Genomic DNA, 18,637 nt, shown 5'->3' with positions numbered 1-18,637 from the left:
AAACTGACGATTAGCCGGGGGCAAAGCCGAGGAGGTGAGGGAGGGAGATTCGCATGTCCGAGACTGACGACCGGCCCACGCTGGCAGTGCGTCTGGACAACCTCTTCAAGACGGTTCGTCCCAAGGGCAAGCACTGGACCAACGCCGAGGTGGCGGAGGAGCTGAAGCGGGCCAACCCCGAGCTCAAGGTCGGGGGGTGTATCTGTCGCAGTTGCGGACGGGCAAGCGCTCCAATCCCTCACCGGACCTGCTGGCCGCCCTGGCGCGCTTCTTCGGCGTGTCGGTGGCCTACTTCTTCGACGACCAGGTCGCCGAGTCCGTGCTCGGCGAGGTCGCCGCCATCGAGGCGCTCCGGCAGGCCGGGGTCCGCGCCGTGGCGATGCGGGCGGCCGGCATGAAGAAGGAGAACCTCGAGGCCATCACGACCATCATGGACCAGTACCGGCAGCTTCAGGGCCTTCCGCCCGTCACCGACACCTCGGACCAGGAATGAGGGGTGCGGCTGGGTGAGGAGCGCCAACAAGGGACGGTCGGCCGACCACGACCGGCGCAGTCAGCTCAAGAAGCTCCGGAAGGCGGGAGCGCGGCGGATCGCCGACCTCGACCTGCCGGAGGTGGCCGATGTGGCCGAGCTCTGCCGCTATCTCGGCGAGGTCCGCGGCCGCCCCATCACGCTGGTCCCGATGCAGATGCCCGCGACGCACCCGTGCGGCATGTGGGTCGCCGCCCGCGACGAGGACCTCATCTTCTACGACGCCAACACGACCAGCGCGCATCAGGAGCACATCATCTTGCATGAGCTGGGCCACATCATCTGCTGCCATCGCGGGGCGGGTTGGCTGGACGAGGCGAGCGCCCGCCTCCTCTTCCCCAACCTCGACCCCGACCTCGTGCGTGACATGCTCCTGCGCGCGACCTACGACGACGTCCAGGAGCAGGAGGCGGAGATCATCGCCTATCTGCTCTCCCAGCGGGTGGGCGGCACCGAGGAGCGGCATGGCACCGCCCCCGCCGCGTGCTCCGGCGAATCCGGACAGGGCGCCATGCTCAGCCGGATCGAACGCACCCTGATCTGACGTGGATCCGACGGTGTCCCCCTCATCCCCCGGCGGCTGCCACCTCCTCGGCCAGGATCGCCACGGTGCGCCGGATGTCGTCGTCGCGGTGCTCGCTGGTGACGAAGAACCGCAGCCTGGCGAGCCCCTCCTCGACGGCCGGGTGGAAGATCGGATCGGCGATGACACCGCGGTCGAACAGCCGGTCCGCGACGCGCAGGGTCCGCGCCGAGTCGCCGAGCACACACGGCACGATCGGCGTGTGGGCGCTGGAGCCGGTCGCCAGACCGGCCGCGGCGGCCAGGCCCAGGAAGAGCTCCGCGTTGCGCCGCAGGGCGGCCACCCGGTGCGGCTCCGCGAGGATCAGCTCGGTGGCGGCCAGGGCCGCGGCCGCGTTGGCGGGGGTCAGCCCGACGCTGTAGACGAAGCCGGGCAGCGTATGCCGCAGCCACCGCACCATCCGTGCCGAGCCGCCGAGATAGCCGCCGCAACTGGCGAACGTCTTGGACAGGGTGCCCATCCACAGATCCACACCGGACCGGTCGACGCCGAAGAACTCGCCCACACCACGGCCGCGTTCGCCCACCGTGCCGATGCTGTGCGCCTCATCGACCATCAGCAGGGCGCCGTAGCGCCGCTTCAGCTCGATCACGGCGGGCAGGTCGACCAGGTCGCCGTCCATGCTGTAGGCGCCCTCGACGGCGATCAGCACCCGTCTGAACCGGGACCGGTTGCGCCGCAGCGCGTCCTCCAGCCCGGCGATGTCGTTGTGGGGGAACGGGCGCCGCGCCGCCCCGGACAGGGCACAGCCCTGGAGGATGCTGTCGTGGGCCAGCGCGTCGTGCACCACCAGGTCCCGCGCGCCGACGAGATGCCCTATCGCGGTGACATTGGTGGCGTGGCCGCTGACCAGCGCCAGGCAGTCCGGGACGCCGAGGAAGTCGGCGAGCGCCCGCTCCAGCCGTACGGTCAGCTCCCGTTCGCCGGAGAGCACCCGGCTCGCGGAGACCGAGGTGCCGTACCGGTCCACCGCCCGGTGCACGGCCTCGTTGACCGCCGGATGACCGGAGAGCCCCAGGTAGTTGTAGCTGCCGAAGGACAGGTACGGCCGTCCGTCGATCACCGTCATGTCGCGGATGTTGCCCTGATGGACCCGGAAGTACGGGAAGTCCGCGCCGCTGCCGGCGATCGCGCTCAAGCGCTCCTCGAACTGCCGCACCTCGGGGAAGTCATCGGCGCAGGCACTCGCCGCGTCCCAGTCCGCCCGCGGCTGCTGGGGCAGCGGCGCACCGGCGGCAGGCTCCGGTGGGAGATACGGATCGACGAGCGCGACCAGCCGTTCCACGGTGAGGTCGGGCGAGAAGATCTCCTCGGTGCGGAATCCCGGTATGCGCTTGCCGATGTTGACCTCCAGCTCCTGCAGCATCAGGGAGTCGAAGCCGAGGTCGGCCACCAGTTGCATCCGCTCGGTCAGGTCGGCGAGCGGAAAGACGCCGGTCCGCGACAGCTCTTCGAGCACGATGGACCCGGCGGAGGTCCCGCCGCCCCGCGCCGCCGCGGGCGCGCCCACCGGCCCGGTCCGGCCCTCCCCCACGGCCCCGAGGGCATGGGAGGTGTCCTCTTCCACGGGAGCGCGTGCCGACTCGTCCACCACCCAGTGGTGGCGCGGGGCGAGCGGGCTCGGCGGCAGGGTGATGGGGGGTATGCGCTCCCCCACCGGGCGAAGCTCCGCGCCGGTGACCACGCGCTGTGCGAGCCGGCCCAGTGCGGCCGAGCGCGCGTCGGCGGACAGCGAGCCCGGCTCCGGTACGGCGGCCTCCGGCAGCTCGCCGGGGGGCACGGTGCCGGCCACCAGCCCCGCCCCGAGATCCCCGGTGCGGCCGACGGCCACGGCCTCGGCGGCCGCGGTCAGCCGGGTGGCGGCGTCGGCGGCGTCCTCCGCCACCAGGGCGAGGCGTTCGGTGAGGGGAGCCCGGCGGGCCAGGGTGTCCGCCACCCCGGCCAGCGACGGCCGGTCATCGGCGAGGGTATGGGCCAGCTCCCGGGCGTAGCGGGCCAGTCCGGCCCGGTCGCGGGCGCTGAGCACCAGCAGATGCGGCCCGCCGTCCGGTGCGGGGCGGGCCGGTGCCGTGGCACACTCCTCCACCACCAGATGGACACCGGTGCCGCCGAAGCCGAAGGCGCTCACGCCCGCCCGGCGCGGCTGCCCGGGGTCGGGCCAGCCGGTCGGCTTCGTCGGGATGGCCAGCCGCGCGGCGTCGAGTCCGGAGCGGTCGGCCAGGTCGAAGTCCGGCTGTGGCGGTATCACCCCCCGGTGCACGGCCAGTACGGTCTTGACGAGGCCGGCGATCCCCGCGGCGTTGAGCGCGTGGCCGACCACCGCCTTCACCGCGCCGAGGAAGGCGGGTGCGCCCCGCTCGCCCCGCAGTTCCCGCAGGACACCGACCTCGACCGGATCGCCGACCGTGGTCCCGGTGCCGTGCGCCTCGAGGTATCCCACCGCGTCCGGGGCCAGGTCCGCGTCGCGGTAGGCCCGGCGCAGGGCCCTGAGCTGACCGGCCGCCTGAGGGTGCATACCGCCCTGTACGGTCCCGTCGTTGGCCGTGCCCACGCCCCGGATCACCGCGTAGACCCGGTCACCGGCGGCCAGCGCGTCGGCCAGCGGGCGCAGCGCCAGGACCCCGGCGCCCTCCCCCAGGACGAAGCCATCGGCCTCCGCGCCGAACGGCAGGCATCTGCCGCTGCGCGAGATGGCGCCGATCCGGCACAGCCCCACCAGCAGGTCCGGGGCGAGGATGAGCTGGGCGCCCCCCGCGAGCGCGATCCGGCAGCGGCCCGCGCGCAGTGCGAACACGGCGTTGGCCACGGCCATGAGTCCACCGGAGCACGCCGAGTCCAGCGCATAGCTCTCGCCGTGCAGATCGAAGACCGAACTGACCGTGTTCGGCCCCATGTTGAGCAGCAGCCCGGCCACCGAGGAGCCGTGCAGCCCGTCCACCGCGCGGACCGTCTCCGGCCACCGGGGGTCGCTCGCCCGCGCCCCGAACTCGCCGCCGGTCAGCTGGCGCATCCGGATCTGCATGGTGCTGAGTTCGCGGTAGCCGCTCTCGGTGAGCGCCGTGATCACCGAGGTCTCCTCGCGGTCGAAGCCCTCGGCCTCCCATCCGGCGTCCTGGATCGCCTCCCGGGCCAGGTCGATCAGCAGCCGGCCCTGCGGATCCATCGATCTGGCCCGCCGTGGCGGGATGCCGTAGTGCGCCGCGTCGAAGTGGCCGACGTCCGGCAGCAGGGCCATGGTGTCCGTATAGGCCGAGGATGTGTCACGTAAGTTGTCGCTGAGGAAGGTGGCGGTGCGCCACCGCGCGTCGGGGACGGCTGTGAACTGCGCTCGCGGCTCGGTGAGGAGCCGCCAGTACTGGTTGACGTTCCGCGCCCCCGGGAACCGGCAGGCCATTCCCACGATCGCGACGTCATCACGCCGCGTACCAGCTGAACCCACTTGGGAACCCTTCGCTGTCACGGATGTCACCCGGCGGTGGACTGTCGCTCGCGCCACCACTCGACCGTCGCCTTGACCTGCTCGTCGACGGGGGTGGCGCGCACCGCGAACGCGGCTTCGTAGGCGCTCGCATCCACGACGAAGGGACGGTCGAACTGGTAGCGGACCTCCTTCAGTTCGCGCAGCAGCGGAGAGACCAGCGATGCCAGACCCAGCACGGCGGACGGCAGCCTGCGCACCGCGACCGGCCCGGTCTCCGCCTGCGTGGCGAGGCGGTCGACCATCTCCCGGGTGGAGTGCGCGGGCGCCGTCGGTACGTGCCAGGCCCGGCCCCAGGCCCGCTCCTCGCCCGCGACCTCGGCCAGAGCGGCGGCCACATCGGGGAGATAGCTCCAGCTGTGCGGGGTGTCCGGGTCCCCGAGCGAGGAAACGGGCTTGCCGCGCAGCACCTTGGGCATGACCCGCGCGGCCAGATGCCCGCCGTCGGTCACCCCGGGCCCGAAGAAGTCCGACGCCCGTACCTCGACCGCCTTGATCCGGCCCTGCTCATGGAGGTCCCGCGCCTGCTCCCACACGGCGGCGCGCACCCGGCCCTTGGTGCCGGTCGCCGCGAGCGGCAGCTCCTCGGTCATGGGGCCGTCCACCGGGCCGTAGCCGTAGAGGTTGCCCAGGATGACCAGGACGGCCCCGGTCGCCTCGGCGGCCGCGCACAGCGACGAGGCCAGCGGCGGCCACTCGCTCGCCCAGCGGTGGTAGGGCGGTGCGGCACAGCTGTAGATGGCGGCCGCGCCCTGCGCGGCCTCGGTCAGTAGTGCGCTGTCCGTCGCGTCCAGCGCGACATGCTCGATGCCCGGTTCGGGGCTTCGGCCCGATGTGGTGACGACCCGTACCGAATGGCCCTTTTCGGCCAGCAGCCGAGCGGTGGCCGCTCCGGCGGGCCCGAATCCTATGACGACATGAAGGCTCACGCGCGCACACTAGCGCGAGAATCTGTGGCCATTGGGGCAGACTTTCCGACGCCCGTTCGGGTGCGGTGGAAGTTGTCCCGATCTGGTCGGTGACCGATGGCGTCCGGGCGGTGCCCCGGGGGCCGGACGCCACGGCCGGACCGTTCAGCGGGAGGCGCCGGTCCCCACCGACGGCAGATAGCGCGGCGCCCGCCAGGCGTGAAGTCGCCGCTCCGCCGCGGCGCCCAGCGACAGGAGCTCGCTGTCCTCGTGGTCACCGGCCATCAGGAGCAGGCCCACCGGCAGTTCGTCCACGAATCCGGCGGGCACCGACAGGGAGGGGTATCCGGCCACGGCGGCGGGGGTCGAGGACGGGATCACGTCGTTGTCGCCCCGTGCGCAGTCGGTCGTCCAGGCGGGCGGGTTGGTCGGCGAGGCGATGGCGTCCAGATGGTGGGTGGCCATGGTCTCGTCGATGGAACGCCGGGAGAGGTCCTTCAACTCGGTGCGCATGGCCCGGTATTCCGGGTCGGTGGTGGCAGGCGCGGCAAGAGCCTGCTCGAACAGCTCCTGACCGGCGAAGCAGGTCTGCTCCCCCGGGTGGGTGCGGTTGAATTCGATCAGCTCGGCGAGGTTGCGCGGCCCCTCTCGGGTGGCGAGGTAGGCGTCGATGTCCCGGTGGAACTCGCTGAGCAACGCGGGGAATTCGAGCTCGGCCAGCCGCTGCTGATACGGCGGTGTCACCTCGACGACCTCGGCTCCCGCGGTACGCAGTCGTTTCGCGGTACGGGTCATCACGGCGTCCACCTCCGGTCCGAGCGAGGGCAGCCGCCACAGGCCGATGCGTTTGCCGCGCAGCCCGCCCGGGCTGGTCGGCTTGCCCGGGCTGGTCGGCTTGCCCTCGCTGCGTTGGCCGCTGAGCACCGAGAAGGTGAGCGCGGTGTCGATCACGTTGCGCGCCATGGGCCCGGCGGTGTCCTGCTCGGCGGAGATCGGGACCACTCCGTCCTGGCTGACGAGGCCGAGGCTGGGCTTGTGGCCGACCACCCCGTTCATCCCCGCCGGGCACACGATGGAGCCGTCCGTCTCGGTACCGATCGCCACCTGCGCCAGCGACGCGGCGAGCGCGGCACCCGAACCGGCGGACGACCCGCACGGGTTCCGGTCCAGTACGTAGGGGTTGTTGGTCTGCCCGCCCACGGCCGACCACCCCGATGTCGGCTTCGCGGCGCGGAAGTTGGCCCACTCGGACAGATTGGTCTTGCCGAGGATCACCGCCCCCGCGTCACGCAGTCGCGTCACCAGGGCGGCATCCGTGTCCGGCGGGCTGCCGGCCAGCGCCAGCGATCCGGCGGTCGTGGGCAGGCCGCGGGTGTTCACGTTGTCCTTGAGCAGGACCGGGATGCCGTCGAGCGGGCCGCGGGTGGCGCCGTGCCGGTGCCTGACGTCGCTGGCGGCCGCCTGCCGCAGGGCGGTCGGGTCGGTGCGCAGCACCGCGTGGATCGTGGGGTCGATGGCCTTGATCCGCCGCAGATAGGCGCTGGTCAGGGCCGACGAGGTCAGCGAGCCGCCCGCCATACGCGCCTGGAGTTCGGGGATCGTCACGGTGTCGAGATCGACGCCGAGTTCGGCGGGGGAAGCGGTCGGCGGCGACGACATGCCGCCGCCGGCCTCGGCGGCCTCGGCCCGCGGTCGAGGTGCGCCCGCGCAGAGGGAGCCCACCACCAGGGCGGCGACCAGCGTGGCGAGGCTCGGCTTCCTCATAGCGCTCATGACCCTCATGCTCCTCATGGAGGTCAGCGGACTACGGGCCGGCGGTCCAGCACAAGGGGGTTACGCGCCGAGCTTGGGCGCGGACGCCTACGGGTGTCCGGCGGATCTGTCCCCTCCCCGCCCCTTCCCGCTACCAAGGACTCCGCCCCTGGACCCCGGCTCTGGGGCACAGCCTCGGTCCGGGGGCGCAGCCCCAAGTCCGGGCTCTGGGGGCACAGCCCCGACCCGGGCCCTGGAGCGCAACCCAGACCCGGGCCCTGGGGACACAGCCCCAACCCGGGGTCCAGGGGCGCAGCTCCAGTCCGAGGTCTGGGGCGGAGCCCCAGTTTCGGGAAGCCCCGATGCTCGTAAGTAAGTGTTCTGGAGCATACCGGCAGGTCAGCGGGCATGGAAGTGCCCCGCCCCCGGTCGTGATCAGTCGGGGACGGGGCTGGTTGGTGGCGCTCTGACCGCGCGGTGCGCGGCGCTCCGGTGAAGGGGCGGACCGGGGCGGGAGCCTCAAGCGCGTCCGCTCGGCGTGGGCACGTCTGCCCATCGGGCTCGGGGCTTGTCCGGTCGGGAGAGCCACCGTTCCCGCGCGACTGGAGGCTACGGGGGAGCGTCCCCGGCCGTGCGGGCGTCTTCAGCGGGTCAGCCGGTGTCCTGGCCGGTCCCGATGAGGTAGCCGCCGAGTCCGGCGGTCACGATGAACATGGTCAGGACCAGCGGTCCGGCGAATCGCCCCAGCCACGCCACGACGCGCCGCCAGCAGGCACCCCAGCGTCCGGGGGCGCGGTGCGTGGCGGGCGCCTGGCCGGCGCTGCGGGCCGGGGGCGGCATAGCCGTGCCGTGTCCGTCCTGGGGCCGTATGGGGTCCACGCGCCAGTGACGCTCAACGGTCACGAGGAACTGACCGTGATTCAGCCCTTGTTGCTGGGTGTGGAGGATGGCCCAGCGCGCGACGGGACCGGGATCGCTGTCCACCCGCCCCGACATGGCGGGGCACGTCATGCATTCGGCGAGATAGATCCCGTCCGGCGCTCCCTGGGCGCGTTCGGCGCTGAGCACCAGGTCCGAGCCTTTAAGGATGGTTCGCGTCACTGCCACGCTCCCGGTTCGAACCGGCAGGGGCGGGTGTTGATCTCCCGATAGGTGAAGTGCTCCGGGTTCGCCTTCAGGTGGCCGGTCGCCCATGCGTGCGCGGCGGCCTGCTCGTCGCCGGGCTCCCCGGTCTGCTCGCACACCGCGCACTGCATGGCGAATGTGATCGGTTCGGCGTCAGGCTCGGTGTCGGGGATGAGCTGGAACTCACGGAAACGGTACGTGGCCCGGTTCATGCCCGCCCCCTTCCAGAGAGCGCTCCTCTTGCTGTGGTCGGGGTGGCGCTTGAGTAACACGGCACAGTCGGTGACCTTGCTCAGGTCCCCCGCCTGACGCGCCGCTTCCTTCTCGCGCTCCAGACGGGCGCACTCCGCACAATTCGCACTCATGACACCCCTGCCGCACGTCGTGCCTCTTCCAGCCGTCGCGCTATGTCGCACGACTGGTCGGGCGTGCACGTCTGGCACTCGGTCCGGTGCATGAGGTACGCGGCTTGAAGTTGCTCAATGTCAGCGGCGCGGGGGTGTTCGGAGACTTCGCGCTCAGGCACGGCTCACCTCTGCCGGGCGAAGGTCTTCCGGGCGTGCCTGCCATTCCTTGCCACCGTGCTGGGGCCCGAGCATTAAGCATGGTTCGCCCCGGCCCATGTAGCTACCCAGGCGGTCGGTGGCCGTATCTCGTACCAGCATCCCCACGTTCGGGTGATCGTGGCTACTCTTGCGCACGGCTGCCTGTCCTTTCTCTCATGTGTACAGGTGGCCCGCGCCCCCGGACGTTGGCCCGTCGCGGGGGCACCCTTTGGGGCGCACTGCACGTGTTCCATGAGCTTCGAGGCGGCAGACCTCCGAGAGAACCGCGAATGGGGAACCCCGCAAGCGACTTTGGGGAACCCCGTTGCGAGGAACCGGGGACTACCCTGGGGAGATCACCTCCGTCCCTGCTAGGTGGGCCATGGACGAACGCGAGACGCAACGCGCTGGCTACCCGCTGACGATTCCTGACACGCTCCTCGGGAGCGAGGCCATGCAGCGGGCATGCGCTACCCGCAACTTCCAGGAGATCTTCCGCCTCGTCAACAGGCGTACAGGCTCAAGCCATGCGGCCATGGCCGCCGCCATCGGCAAAATGACGAGTTCCCGTGTGAGCGACATCATCCGGGGTGTCCGTGGCGTACGCAGCCAACAAGTGATCGAACGTATTTCCGACGGCTTCGGCATTCCCGGCGAAATGCTCGGACTACCGAAACGGCCATGGGAGGGTTCCCCAAATGACATTGACGGAACCACCAACACCGGCACTACCGTCGAGGCTGTGACTGATTCGCAGGCCAAAGCGCGTACTCAGTACGTGCAGGAGAACCCCGGAAGCCTTGACCTATTGGCGGTGGCTGAACTCCGGCAACAAGTGCAAACCCTGGACGCGCGCTATGTCACTGAGCCGTCTACGGCGCTAATCGCCGAAATCGGGCAGCATTTAGGGCAACTCGCGTACTGGCATACTCACACGACCACGTATGCTGTTCGCCGAGACCTCTATGCCGCACAGGCGGAAGCCTCCACGTTAATGGGGCAATTGGTCTGGGATGCTTCGGGGAGGACCGACCACGACACCCCTCGCGCTTACTTCGCTCAAGCTGCCGAGGCGGCACGCGAATTACACGACCCCGTTGCCGAGGGGCTGGCCTTACTGCGTACTTCTTTTGTTTCCCTATATGGCGAGAAGAATCCGCGTACCGGTCTAGAAATTGCACAGCGCTCCGCCGACACGGTTGAGAATACCAGCCATGTTCTTGCGGGACTGGCTGTGCTACACACGGCCGAGGCTTACGCGATGTTGCAGCAACGCCGAGACTGCGAAAAAGCATTGAGAAACGCCGAATGGCATTTCAGTCAAGTTAGCACCAACGATGCTGGCGTGTCGCTGTTCTCTCCTGGGCAGTTCGGGCGATTGACTGGGTCTTGCTTTCTTTTCCTAAATGAAACTACTCGCGCGCAGACAGTCCTAGAGGACACAGCTAAAGAGTTGCGTGAGGGGTCAAAATCTCATGCTATCGCCCTGGGGAATCTGACTCTTGCGTACATTCGACAAAGGAAGGTAGACGAAGCTGCGGGTACGCTCGGCAAAGCGATTGACGTTGTAGAACGTAACCGTGGCGGCGGCGGGCTGAACCTCATCTTTCAGGCAGGTCGTGAACTGCAACCATGGCGAGCCGTCCCGGCAGTACATGAACTCAATGACCGGCTTCTGAATCTCATTGCATCCGCATAAGCAGAAAGAGGCATCGATGAATAGGGCGCAAGTTCAGCATGCCAAACAAGCCGTCCGCGAACGCGTCTGGGCTCGACTGGAGCCCACGCACGGGGACGTGACGGGCCGTATCCCTTCTTTCATCGGTGCGGACTCTGCTGCTGCCCGTCTCGCTGAACATCTTGCCTGGCAGACTGCAAGCGACATCAAGGCGGTTCCAGACAAAGCCCAGTTGCCTGTACGTGCTCGGGCGCTCCAAGAGGGCAAACGGATTTATATGGCATCGCCGAAGCTGGCGACGGAGAATCCTTTCTACCTCTTGGACCCTGAAAGTCTCAGCATTCCGCCGATCGAAGCCGCCGAACGGCGAACAGCAGCAAGAGTCGCGCAGCCGGTAGGCGTGCATGAGATGCCGGTCGTTGACTTGATCGTGTGCGGAAGTGTTGCCGTTAACTCAAAGGGTGTACGGCTAGGGAAAGGCGCCGGATACTCCGATATTGAAGTAGCCCTACTGCAGGAAGCTGGCCTCATCGGCCCGAACACACTTATCGCGACTACGGTTCACTCTCTCCAAGTCGTGAAAGAAGAGCTACCCGAGTCCGAACACGACTTTCGAGTGGACCTTATTGTTACTCCAGATGAAACTATCGAGTGTCCACCCCATCCACGTCCGCCCGGAATCTTCTGGGAACGCCTTACCTCTGACTCCATCGCCGCAATTCCCGCGCTGGCAAATCGCAAGCCAAGTAGCCGGTGAGAAGCTGAAGCCCCCGCACCTGCCATGGTGGGCGGGAACGGGGGTTTCGATGCTCGACAGGACAATGCGAACGGGGAATCATGGATCAGGGATTAGCTGCCGTTTTAGGCGGGCAGTGCGTCCCGTACTTGTAGGAGGCACACCCATAGTTGCCCGACGACTTGTTGAGGTACATCCGCCCGCCGCACCCCTCACAGTGGATGACGCGCAACAGCAGCGCGCCACAGTCGCTGCGCTGCGCAGCCCCCTCGGCACGGGACTGGGACGCGAACAGCGCGGCCACCTGGTCGAACTCCTCACGAGTGAGGATCGGGGCGGGCGAGCCATCCGCCGAGTTGCGGACGATCGAACGGACCGACCTTCGACGCGCTCACATCCAGGTCCACAGCCTCACGGACCCCGCTGCCCCGCCCGAAGTCGACACCGAGCGTCGCCGCCGCTATGTCGTCGGCCTCCCGCTGCCGCTCCGGGCTGGTGGTCTCGTCCGTCCGTACTGACAGCCGGATACACCGGACCCCGCGCAGCGTCTCAGTGACGCCGACCCCTACCGTCGTATTCGTCTCCATGCCCCGGGGGGAGCGCAAGGGGTGCGAGACTGCTTTGACCTGCTGCGTTACCACCACTGTCGATCCCAGAACTACCCATCTGGAGCATCGGGAAGGGGCAGGGAGGGGAACAGCCCGCCGCAGGCGTCACGCTCCGCCCGGACCATCCATCCCCTAGCCTCGGCGCAGGCTCGCCAGGAAGCGCCAGAGCGCGGAGCGGGGCCGTTCCGGCTCGGCGGGGGCGGGCGCCGCGGGCTCCGGCAGCGGGGCGGGCGCCGCGGCTCCGGCGGCCGGGGGCATCGGGGCCCGCCGCGTCCGCATCCGGTACCGGACCGGGAAGGACTTCAGGCCGCGTACATGCGTGGACGAGCGCCAGGGCAACTGGTCGATGGGCAGGCCCAGTTCGAAGTCACACCGTTCGAACAGCTTGCCCACCGCCGTGGTGACGATCATGTCGGCCAGCCCCCGGCCCGGGCACTGGTGCGCCCCCGCGCCCCACGCCAGATGGGCACGCGAACTCACCGACGCGTCCTGGCTGCCGGGCGTGGCGAACATCGGGTCGCCGTGCGCGGCGGCGATGGAGGGCACCACCACATCGCCCGCGGCGAGCCGGAAATCCCCCAGGTCGGTGTCGACCGCGGGGAAGCGGAAGGTGAGGTTGACCCACGGCGGCGAGGCTATGTGCACGCGGTTGACCAGTTCCTCGACCGGCCCCGCCATCAGTCCGGCCCGCGTCCCGGCCTCCCCGGTCAGCACCTCCAGCACGCTGTTGGTGATGGCGTGGCTGACCAGCTCCGACATGATGACGATGATCGCGTACAGCTCCAGGCCGATCTGCTCCACCGTCAGCGGGGGCTCGATGGCGAGCAGCCGGGTGGTCAGGTCGTCACCGGGGTGCTGCCTCTTGTACGCCGCGAGTTCGGTCGTCGCGGCCACCAGCCGGCCCACGGCCGCGGCGGCGTCCGGGCCGCCGTCCACCATGCGCCACGAGTCCATGAACACGTCGTCGCCCTGGTCGACCGGGAAGCCGAACAGCCGGTTGACGGCCATCAGCGGCAGCGCCCGCGCGAACTGCCCGCCGAGGTCCACCCATCCGCTCTCGCTGCCGTCCGCGAAGAAGGTGATCAGCTCGTCGGCGTGGCGGGAGACGGCGTTCGCCAGCTCCCAGGACTGGGGCGCGTCGGAGTCCTGGAAGGGGGCGAGTGCCTCCTCCACGGCGGCGCGTGTCGCCTTGTGCCGCTGGTCGTCCTGGACCAGCAGATGGCTGACCTGGTAGCCGGGCAGATGCGGCCAGTCGGACGGCACCCGGCCCTCGCGCAGCCACCGCCAGTGCTGGACGTCCTTCTTCCAGGCGCTCTCGTCGCGCAGCACCTCCCACACCTCGCGGTAGCCAAGCACCAGCCAGACCGGCACCCCGTGCAGATCGACGGGTGCCACCGGCCCGTACCGGGCCCGCAGGCGTGCGTAGACCGCGGCGGGCCGGGTCTCGAAGTCCCGTGTCACCAGCGGCTCAACCGCCAGGGACGCCAGCTCGGACGGCGCGGAAGCAGGGAAGTGCATTTCATGTCCTTAGTGCGACAGCTGGGCCATTCCGACCGGGCCGCGGGGTCCGTGTGGGGGAAGCCACACGGCATCCGACGCGCGGCACGGAGCGAGAGTCGGCCCGCTACGGCGCAGGCCACACTATCGGCCGTTCGGCGGGCTGAACAGCGTGGCGGACCTCCATGGCCCAGGTCGTGGAGCGCGTCAGGGCTTGTGGCCGACCGCTTCCGCGTAGAACGAGCGGTCCACGACCCGGTCCTCGGGCAGGGGGTCGCCCTCGACGACCCCGGCGGTGGCGTACGCCTTCTGCAGCCGGTCCACCGTGCCCGCGCGGATCTCCCAGTCCATGCGCAGCGACGGCACGGCCGCCAGTGTGTCCGGCTCGGTCTTGATCGCTTCGCCGAGGTCGTCGAGGAACGCCGTGTCCTTCTTGTAGTCCCCGGCGAAGTAGGTGTTGACGGTGCGGATGTAGGCGCGCAGGAACGCCACCCCCGCGTCCGGGTTCTCGGTCAGCAGATCGGGGCCGAACAGCAGCCCGCCGAGCGGTTCGCCGCGCGGCTGGCCGCCGAGGAAGGCGTAGTCCGCGTCGCCGTCCACCTGGCGCCACACCGGGTCGAGCAGCCATGCGGCGTCCACTCCGCCGTTCTTCAGCGAGGTGAGGACCTCGGCCGGGCCGAGCTGCTGGAAGCGGACGCTGTCCACGTCGGCCTTGTGCGCGGCGAGCACCTTCTCCATCGGGTACATGATGACCGAGCCCTTGCCGATGAGCGTGCCGACCGTGCGGTCCTTGAGGCTGACCTCGTCCGCCGTCTCCCCCGGTTTCAGCCTGGCCCAGAAGCCGCTCTTGGAGCCGGGCGCGGGGGTGAAGTTGCCGGCGACCCAGCGAATGTCGAACCCCTGGCGGATGCCGTTGAGCACGGCGGCCTCCGGCGCCGCGTACTGGACGTCGATATCGCCCTTGGCGAGCAGCGGAAGGGCGTCCGGGGTGGGCAGCAGCTTCAGTTCGACATCGAGCTTCTCCTTGCTGAACTCGCCCTTCGCCATGGCGATCCGCAGGGGCGCGAGGTACTCGGCGGTCAGCGTGCTGGCGGAGACGACGATCTTCGTCTTCTTCTTCAGCGGCTTCGGCGCGGGCGCGCCGGACGCGCAACGGGCGGGCGCGCGGGCGGCGGACGCGTCGGCGGGATCGGTCCAGCCCTTGGCGCAGCCCGCGACCGGGGTGATCGGGCGGGGCTCGCCCGATGTGCCCGAGCGCGCCGACTCCGAGGTCCGCGCGTCGCAGGCGGCGAGGGAGCCGAGGACGCCGAACAGGGTCAGGCCCGTGATCAGGGCGCGGGTGAGGGAGGGTCTCCGGGCCATGGGTGCCGCCTTCCGGGGCTGGGGGTCGGAGCCGGGGTGAGGGTCAGGGCCGAGGTGAGCGTCAGGGCCGGGGCCGGCCGCGGTCCCGCGGCGCCCAGGGGGTGAGCCGACGGCCGATGAACCGGACGAGTTCGGAGAAGACCACGCCGAGCACGGCCACGCAGACGATGCCGACGAACATCACGTCGTTCTGGAACAGCGTCCGCGAGTCGAAGATCAGGTGGCCGAGGCCGTCGTTCGCGGCGATCTGCTCGGAGGCGACGATGACCAGCACCGCCACTCCGGACGCGACCCGCATGCCGACCAGGACCTGTGGCAGCGAGGCGGGCAGCAGGACATGGCGGAACATCTGCCAGGGGCCGGCGCCGAACACCTGCCCGGCCTCCCGGTAGCCCTCGGCGACGCCCATCACCGCGGCCATCGTGGAGATCCATACGAAGAAGAAGACGGTGGTCGCGACGAGGGCGATCTGAGGCCCCTCACCGAGGCCGAACATATTGAGGAACACGGGGAGCAGCGCGAGCTTGGGCACCACGTACAGGGCGTCGAGCAGCGGTTCCAGCGCGGCGCGGACCATCCGCAGCGCGCCCATCACCAGCCCGAAGAGATATCCCGCGGCCGTGCCGAGCGCATACCCGGCGACCACCCGCTGGAGCGTGGCCGATACGTCCGGCCACAGCTTGCCGTCGGCGGCGCGCTGCCAGCCGTCCGCCGCGATGGTGGACGGCGCGGGGTAGATGCGCGAGTCGATCCAGTGCTGATCCGCGGCCAGTTGCCACAGCAGGATCAGCGCGGAGGGCACGGCGAGGGCGAGGGCGAGCTCGATGCCGCGGCGCCGCCGGTGGGCGCGGACGGGATCGCGCTCCCCCGGTCCGGGGCGCCGCACCAGCACGGTCTCGGCGGGCCCGCCGTCCACCGCCCCGGGCCGGGCGGTCGGGGCCGAGGCGGCCGTGCTCTCGCCCTTCATGAGGGCTTCCCCACCGGATCCACCGGGGCGGCGGCACCGGCCCCGGCCCGCTGGACCTCGGCGCGCAGCAGCTCCCACAACTCGGACTGCAGCGCGGCGAACCGGGGAGCGCGGCGCATCGCCCCGGTGCGCGGGCGGTCGAACGGCGGGCGGCGTTCGGCGATCACTCTGCCGGGCCTGGCCGACATCACCACCACCCGGTCCCCGAGCACGATCGCCTCCTCCAGACTGTGGGTGACGAACAGCGCGGTGGTACGGGTCGCCTGGCACACCGCGAGCAGCTCGTCCTGGAGGATGGTGCGCAACTGGGCGTCGAGCGCGGCGAACGGTTCGTCCAGCAGCAGCACCTCCGGCTCCACCGCGAGCGCGCGGGCGATCGCCACCCGCTGCCGCATCCCGCCCGACAGGGTGGCGGGGTAGGCGTCGGCGAAGTCGGCGAGACCGAGCCGGTTCAGCCAGTCCCTGGCCCGCCCGTCGGCGGCCTTGCGTGGCACGCGCTGCACATCGAGGCCGAAGCGGACGTTGGCCAGCACGGTCTTCCAGTCGTAGATCCCGTAGTCCTGCGGGATCATCGCGGCCGGATGGCGCCGACCCGCGCGCAGCTCGACCTCACCGCCGCTGGGGCGGACGAGTCCGGCGACGATGCGCAGGAACGTGGACTTGCCGCAGCCGGACGGGCCGACGATGCAGCAGAACTCCCCGTGCTGGATGTCCATATCGAGTGGTCCGAGGGCGTGCACCTGCCGGGTTCCGTGCCCGAAGGTGCGGGTCACCGCGCGGGCACGTATTTTCGGCGCGGTCCCGGGTGTGGTGTGCGGCTCCACCCGTAACTCCTGATCCGGTTCGGCGGGTGTCGTGCGACAACGGCTGCGCGCACCACCTCACGATATGACGGACCGTCAGATTCGGGCAAGGGTCGCGGAACGACTTGCGGGTTCAGGACAGGCGGCGGCACAGCAGCGCGTCCGGACTCCCGGAGCTGCCCACGCGCGTGGTGAAGGCGATCCCGGCGGCGTACTCGTCGGCCGCGCACTGGCCCTTGTAGGCGCCGTGGGCGAAGTCTCCCCCCGCGGCGTCGGCGGGCCGGTCGTCGGACCGGTCGAACCACACGGTGCGTCCCGTGGTGCCGAGCGGGGTGCGGGCCGGGGCGCACAGCGCGGCGGACACCCGGCCGCCGCGGCGGCTGTAGCCGATGAGGAACTGGTCCGAGGGGCACTGGAACTTGGTGTGGCCGGAGGCCCAGTCGCCACCGGCCGGCACATACCGCTCGTCCGTGACGACCGTATGGGCGGTCCCGGGCGCGCGCGGGTCGTCGGCGCCGGTGTCGGTGCATAGTCCGCGCCCGGCGGTGTGGCTGAGGCCGACCAGCCGCAATCCGTCGGGGCAGGCGGCCTTGTAGGCGCCCGGATCCCAGTCGCCGTGGGCCCGCTCGATCAGCGACTGCACCTGGTCACCGTGGTCGGTGGCGAGCATGCGCCAGGTGGGGACGGGGTCGACGGGCCCGGTGTGCTCGGGCACGGTCATCAGCCGCTGCCAGGGCGTGGTGCGCCAGTCGCCCTGGTCGAGGATTCCGGTGCGGTGTGCCGCGGAGTCGTAGCGCAGCAGCGCCCAGTCGTCGCTGCCCTCCCAGCCCACCAGTGGCCAGTAGGCGAAGTCGGCGTCATGGTCGGCGAAGTAGTCGGTGAGGTTGGTGAACCAGGCGCGCGGGCGGGTGCCCGTCTCGGCCGCTCCGATGCCGAACTCGCTGATCCACACGGGTGCGGTGTAGTGCCGCCCGGTGTCCTCGGCGACGAAGAACGCCTGGTCGGTGAGGACTTTACGGAGCTCGTCGCGACTGAGGTCCTGGTACCGGGGGTCGTGGGTCTCGCCGACGCCGGTGGCGCCGCTGTGGCGGGGGCCGGTGTAGCCGTAGAAGTGGGCGGAGTAGACCAGCTTGTGGGCGTTCACGAGGGTGTGCGAGAGGGTGCGCGCGGGCGCCAGGGTGGGCCGTTCATGGGGCAGTCCGTCGACCGGTATCCCCGTCCAGTTGATGCCCTCGATGACGATGAGGAGGTCGGGGTTGCCGTCGGTGAGGATGCGGTCGGCGGCTTGTTGCGCGGCGGCGTACCAGTCGTGCGCGTCGCCGAGCCCCCAGTTGGGGTCGTCCAGGATGTCGCGGCGCACCTCGTTGTAGAGGTCGGCACCCACGACACGTGGCTCATCGGCGTAACGGCGGGCCATGAAGACCCAGTCGTCTATCCACTTCTGGGTGGTCTGGCCGCTGTTCCACCGCTCGTTGCCGTCGACTCCGCAGCACCAGCGGGTGGTGTTGGTGTGGTTGTTGAGGATGACGGCGAACCCGTCGCGGCCGAGGGCGGACACCACGGCGTCGAAGATCTGCAACGGTGTCTTTCCGCGCAGTTGCGGGTTGGCGGCCACGGCACCGTCCGGCACGGTCGCGGTGGCGTGGACCATCTCGTTGGAGAACGGCAGCCGGATGCTGTTGATGCCGAGCCGGTGGAAGTCGGCGAGCAGCGTCGGCAGGGGGACCCGGTCCAGGCCGAGGGGGATGCCGTGGGAGTTCTGGCCGGCGTGGTGGTTGGCCGGGTCGTCGACGCTGCCGCTTCCCGTCCACGACCCCTGCGCACCGTCCCAGTTGGCCGACTTCAGCCGGAAGCGGTCACCCTTGGCGTCGACGATGTACCGGCCGCGGGTGGACAGCGGCGCCTGCCAGGTGTCGGCGGCGGGAGTGGCGGCCGGGGCGGTGGCGCGGGTGGCGGGCTCGGCGTGCTGTTGCGCGGTGGCGACCGGCCCCGGCGCGGTGGCCGACAGCGCGAGGGCCGCCGCGAGTCCCGTCAGATATCTGAGTGATCTCCTGGTCGGCATG

The 18,637-nt window shown here is 70.3% G+C and carries 13 protein-coding genes and 2 pseudogenes; 4 read left to right on the top strand and 11 right to left on the bottom strand.

The window, feature by feature from the left end; translation table 11 throughout:
* Positions 1–53 precede the first annotated feature (53 nt).
* Positions 54–493, top strand: a pseudogene (locus BLV72_RS31165) (helix-turn-helix domain-containing protein).
* Between the two features lie 13 nt (positions 494–506).
* Positions 507–1,076: a toxin gene (locus BLV72_RS31160; protein WP_093466431.1), complete on the top strand. Its 570-nt coding sequence runs from the start codon at positions 507–509 to the stop codon at positions 1,074–1,076.
* A 22-nt stretch (positions 1,077–1,098) separates the two neighbouring features.
* Here BLV72_RS31160 and BLV72_RS31155 read toward each other — a convergent pair whose 3' ends face one another.
* The 5 genes from BLV72_RS31155 to BLV72_RS51590 form a co-directional block, all read right to left on the bottom strand.
* Positions 1,099–4,554 carry an aminotransferase class I/II-fold pyridoxal phosphate-dependent enzyme gene (locus BLV72_RS31155; protein WP_280143023.1) on the bottom strand — a complete coding sequence of 1,152 codons (3,456 nt, stop codon included), beginning with the start codon at positions 4,552–4,554 and terminating at the stop codon, positions 1,099–1,101.
* 26 nt (positions 4,555–4,580) lie between these two features.
* Entirely contained in the window at positions 4,581–5,522 is a 942-nt protein-coding gene (locus BLV72_RS31150) for an NAD-dependent epimerase/dehydratase family protein (protein ID WP_093466430.1), read from the bottom strand.
* 144 nt (positions 5,523–5,666) lie between these two features.
* Positions 5,667–7,265, bottom strand: a complete 1,599-nt coding sequence (locus BLV72_RS31145) for an amidase family protein (protein ID WP_093466428.1) — start codon at positions 7,263–7,265, stop codon at positions 5,667–5,669.
* Positions 7,266–7,904: 639 nt separating this feature from the next.
* A complete protein-coding gene (locus tag BLV72_RS31140) occupies positions 7,905–8,354 on the bottom strand; it encodes a DUF7848 domain-containing protein (RefSeq protein WP_093466426.1) in 450 nt (149 codons plus the stop codon).
* The gene (locus tag BLV72_RS51590; protein WP_342030682.1) at positions 8,351–8,743 is read right to left on the bottom strand and encodes a DUF7848 domain-containing protein; all 393 of its coding nucleotides are present in this window, start codon (positions 8,741–8,743) and stop codon (positions 8,351–8,353) included. Before BLV72_RS51590 ends, BLV72_RS31140 begins: the two co-directional genes overlap by 4 nt.
* A 562-nt stretch (positions 8,744–9,305) precedes the next feature.
* Here BLV72_RS51590 and BLV72_RS31130 point away from each other — a divergent pair.
* Both BLV72_RS31130 and BLV72_RS31125 read left to right on the top strand, forming a co-directional pair.
* Complete coding sequence (locus BLV72_RS31130; protein WP_244321099.1) at positions 9,306–10,622, top strand: NsdA family TPR-like regulatory protein; 1,317 nt, start codon at positions 9,306–9,308, stop codon at positions 10,620–10,622.
* Positions 10,623–10,638: 16 nt separating this feature from the next.
* Positions 10,639–11,358 carry a 5-formyltetrahydrofolate cyclo-ligase gene (locus tag BLV72_RS31125; RefSeq protein ID WP_093466425.1) on the top strand — a complete coding sequence of 240 codons (720 nt, stop codon included), beginning with the start codon at positions 10,639–10,641 and terminating at the stop codon, positions 11,356–11,358.
* 308 nt (positions 11,359–11,666) lie between these two features.
* Here BLV72_RS31125 and BLV72_RS31120 read toward each other — a convergent pair.
* The 6 genes and pseudogenes from BLV72_RS31120 to BLV72_RS31095 form a co-directional block, all read right to left on the bottom strand.
* Positions 11,667–11,924 (bottom strand): annotated as a pseudogene (locus tag BLV72_RS31120) (recombinase family protein); the annotation flags it as partial.
* A 153-nt stretch (positions 11,925–12,077) separates the two neighbouring features.
* Positions 12,078–13,463 (bottom strand): cytochrome P450, encoded by a 1,386-nt coding sequence (locus BLV72_RS31115; RefSeq protein WP_093466423.1) that lies wholly within the window; start codon positions 13,461–13,463, stop codon positions 12,078–12,080.
* A gap of 186 nt (positions 13,464–13,649) precedes the next feature.
* On the bottom strand, positions 13,650–14,804 hold the full coding sequence (locus BLV72_RS31110; protein WP_093466422.1) for an ABC transporter substrate-binding protein: 1,155 nt from the start codon (positions 14,802–14,804) through the stop codon (positions 13,650–13,652).
* A gap of 61 nt (positions 14,805–14,865) precedes the next feature.
* Positions 14,866–15,771, bottom strand: a complete 906-nt coding sequence (locus tag BLV72_RS31105) for an ABC transporter permease (RefSeq protein WP_244321097.1) — start codon at positions 15,769–15,771, stop codon at positions 14,866–14,868.
* Entirely contained in the window at positions 15,768–16,595 is an 828-nt protein-coding gene (locus BLV72_RS31100; RefSeq protein WP_093466420.1) for an ABC transporter ATP-binding protein, read from the bottom strand. The genes BLV72_RS31105 and BLV72_RS31100 overlap by 4 nt, the downstream gene beginning before the upstream one ends.
* Before the next feature lie 112 nt (positions 16,596–16,707).
* Positions 16,708–18,636, bottom strand: a complete 1,929-nt coding sequence (locus tag BLV72_RS31095) for a glycoside hydrolase family 5 protein (RefSeq protein WP_093466419.1) — start codon at positions 18,634–18,636, stop codon at positions 16,708–16,710.
* Between the last annotated feature and the right edge of the window lies 1 nt (position 18,637).

This window comes from Streptomyces melanosporofaciens, assembly GCF_900105695.1.
Classification (GTDB): Bacteria; Actinomycetota; Actinomycetes; order Streptomycetales; family Streptomycetaceae; genus Streptomyces; species Streptomyces antimycoticus.
This window is presented reverse-complemented; position numbering and strand designations above follow the sequence as displayed.

Bases quoted from the DNA above. Each gene is read 5' to 3' on its own strand.
- BLV72_RS31145 (WP_093466428.1), bottom strand. From the start codon at position 7,265: ATGAGGAAGCCGAGCCTCGCCACGCTGGTCGCCGCCCTGGTGGTGGGC.
- BLV72_RS51590 (WP_342030682.1), bottom strand. From the start codon at position 8,743: ATGAGTGCGAATTGTGCGGAGTGCGCCCGTCTGGAGCGCGAGAAGGAA.
- BLV72_RS31130 (WP_244321099.1), top strand. From the start codon at position 9,306: ATGGACGAACGCGAGACGCAACGCGCTGGCTACCCGCTGACGATTCCT.
- BLV72_RS31125 (WP_093466425.1), top strand. From the start codon at position 10,639: ATGAATAGGGCGCAAGTTCAGCATGCCAAACAAGCCGTCCGCGAACGC.
- BLV72_RS31115 (WP_093466423.1), bottom strand. From the start codon at position 13,463: ATGCACTTCCCTGCTTCCGCGCCGTCCGAGCTGGCGTCCCTGGCGGTT.
- BLV72_RS31110 (WP_093466422.1), bottom strand. From the start codon at position 14,804: ATGGCCCGGAGACCCTCCCTCACCCGCGCCCTGATCACGGGCCTGACC.
- BLV72_RS31105 (WP_244321097.1), bottom strand. From the start codon at position 15,771: ATGAAGGGCGAGAGCACGGCCGCCTCGGCCCCGACCGCCCGGCCCGGG.
- BLV72_RS31095 (WP_093466419.1), bottom strand. From the start codon at position 18,636: ATGCCGACCAGGAGATCACTCAGATATCTGACGGGACTCGCGGCGGCC.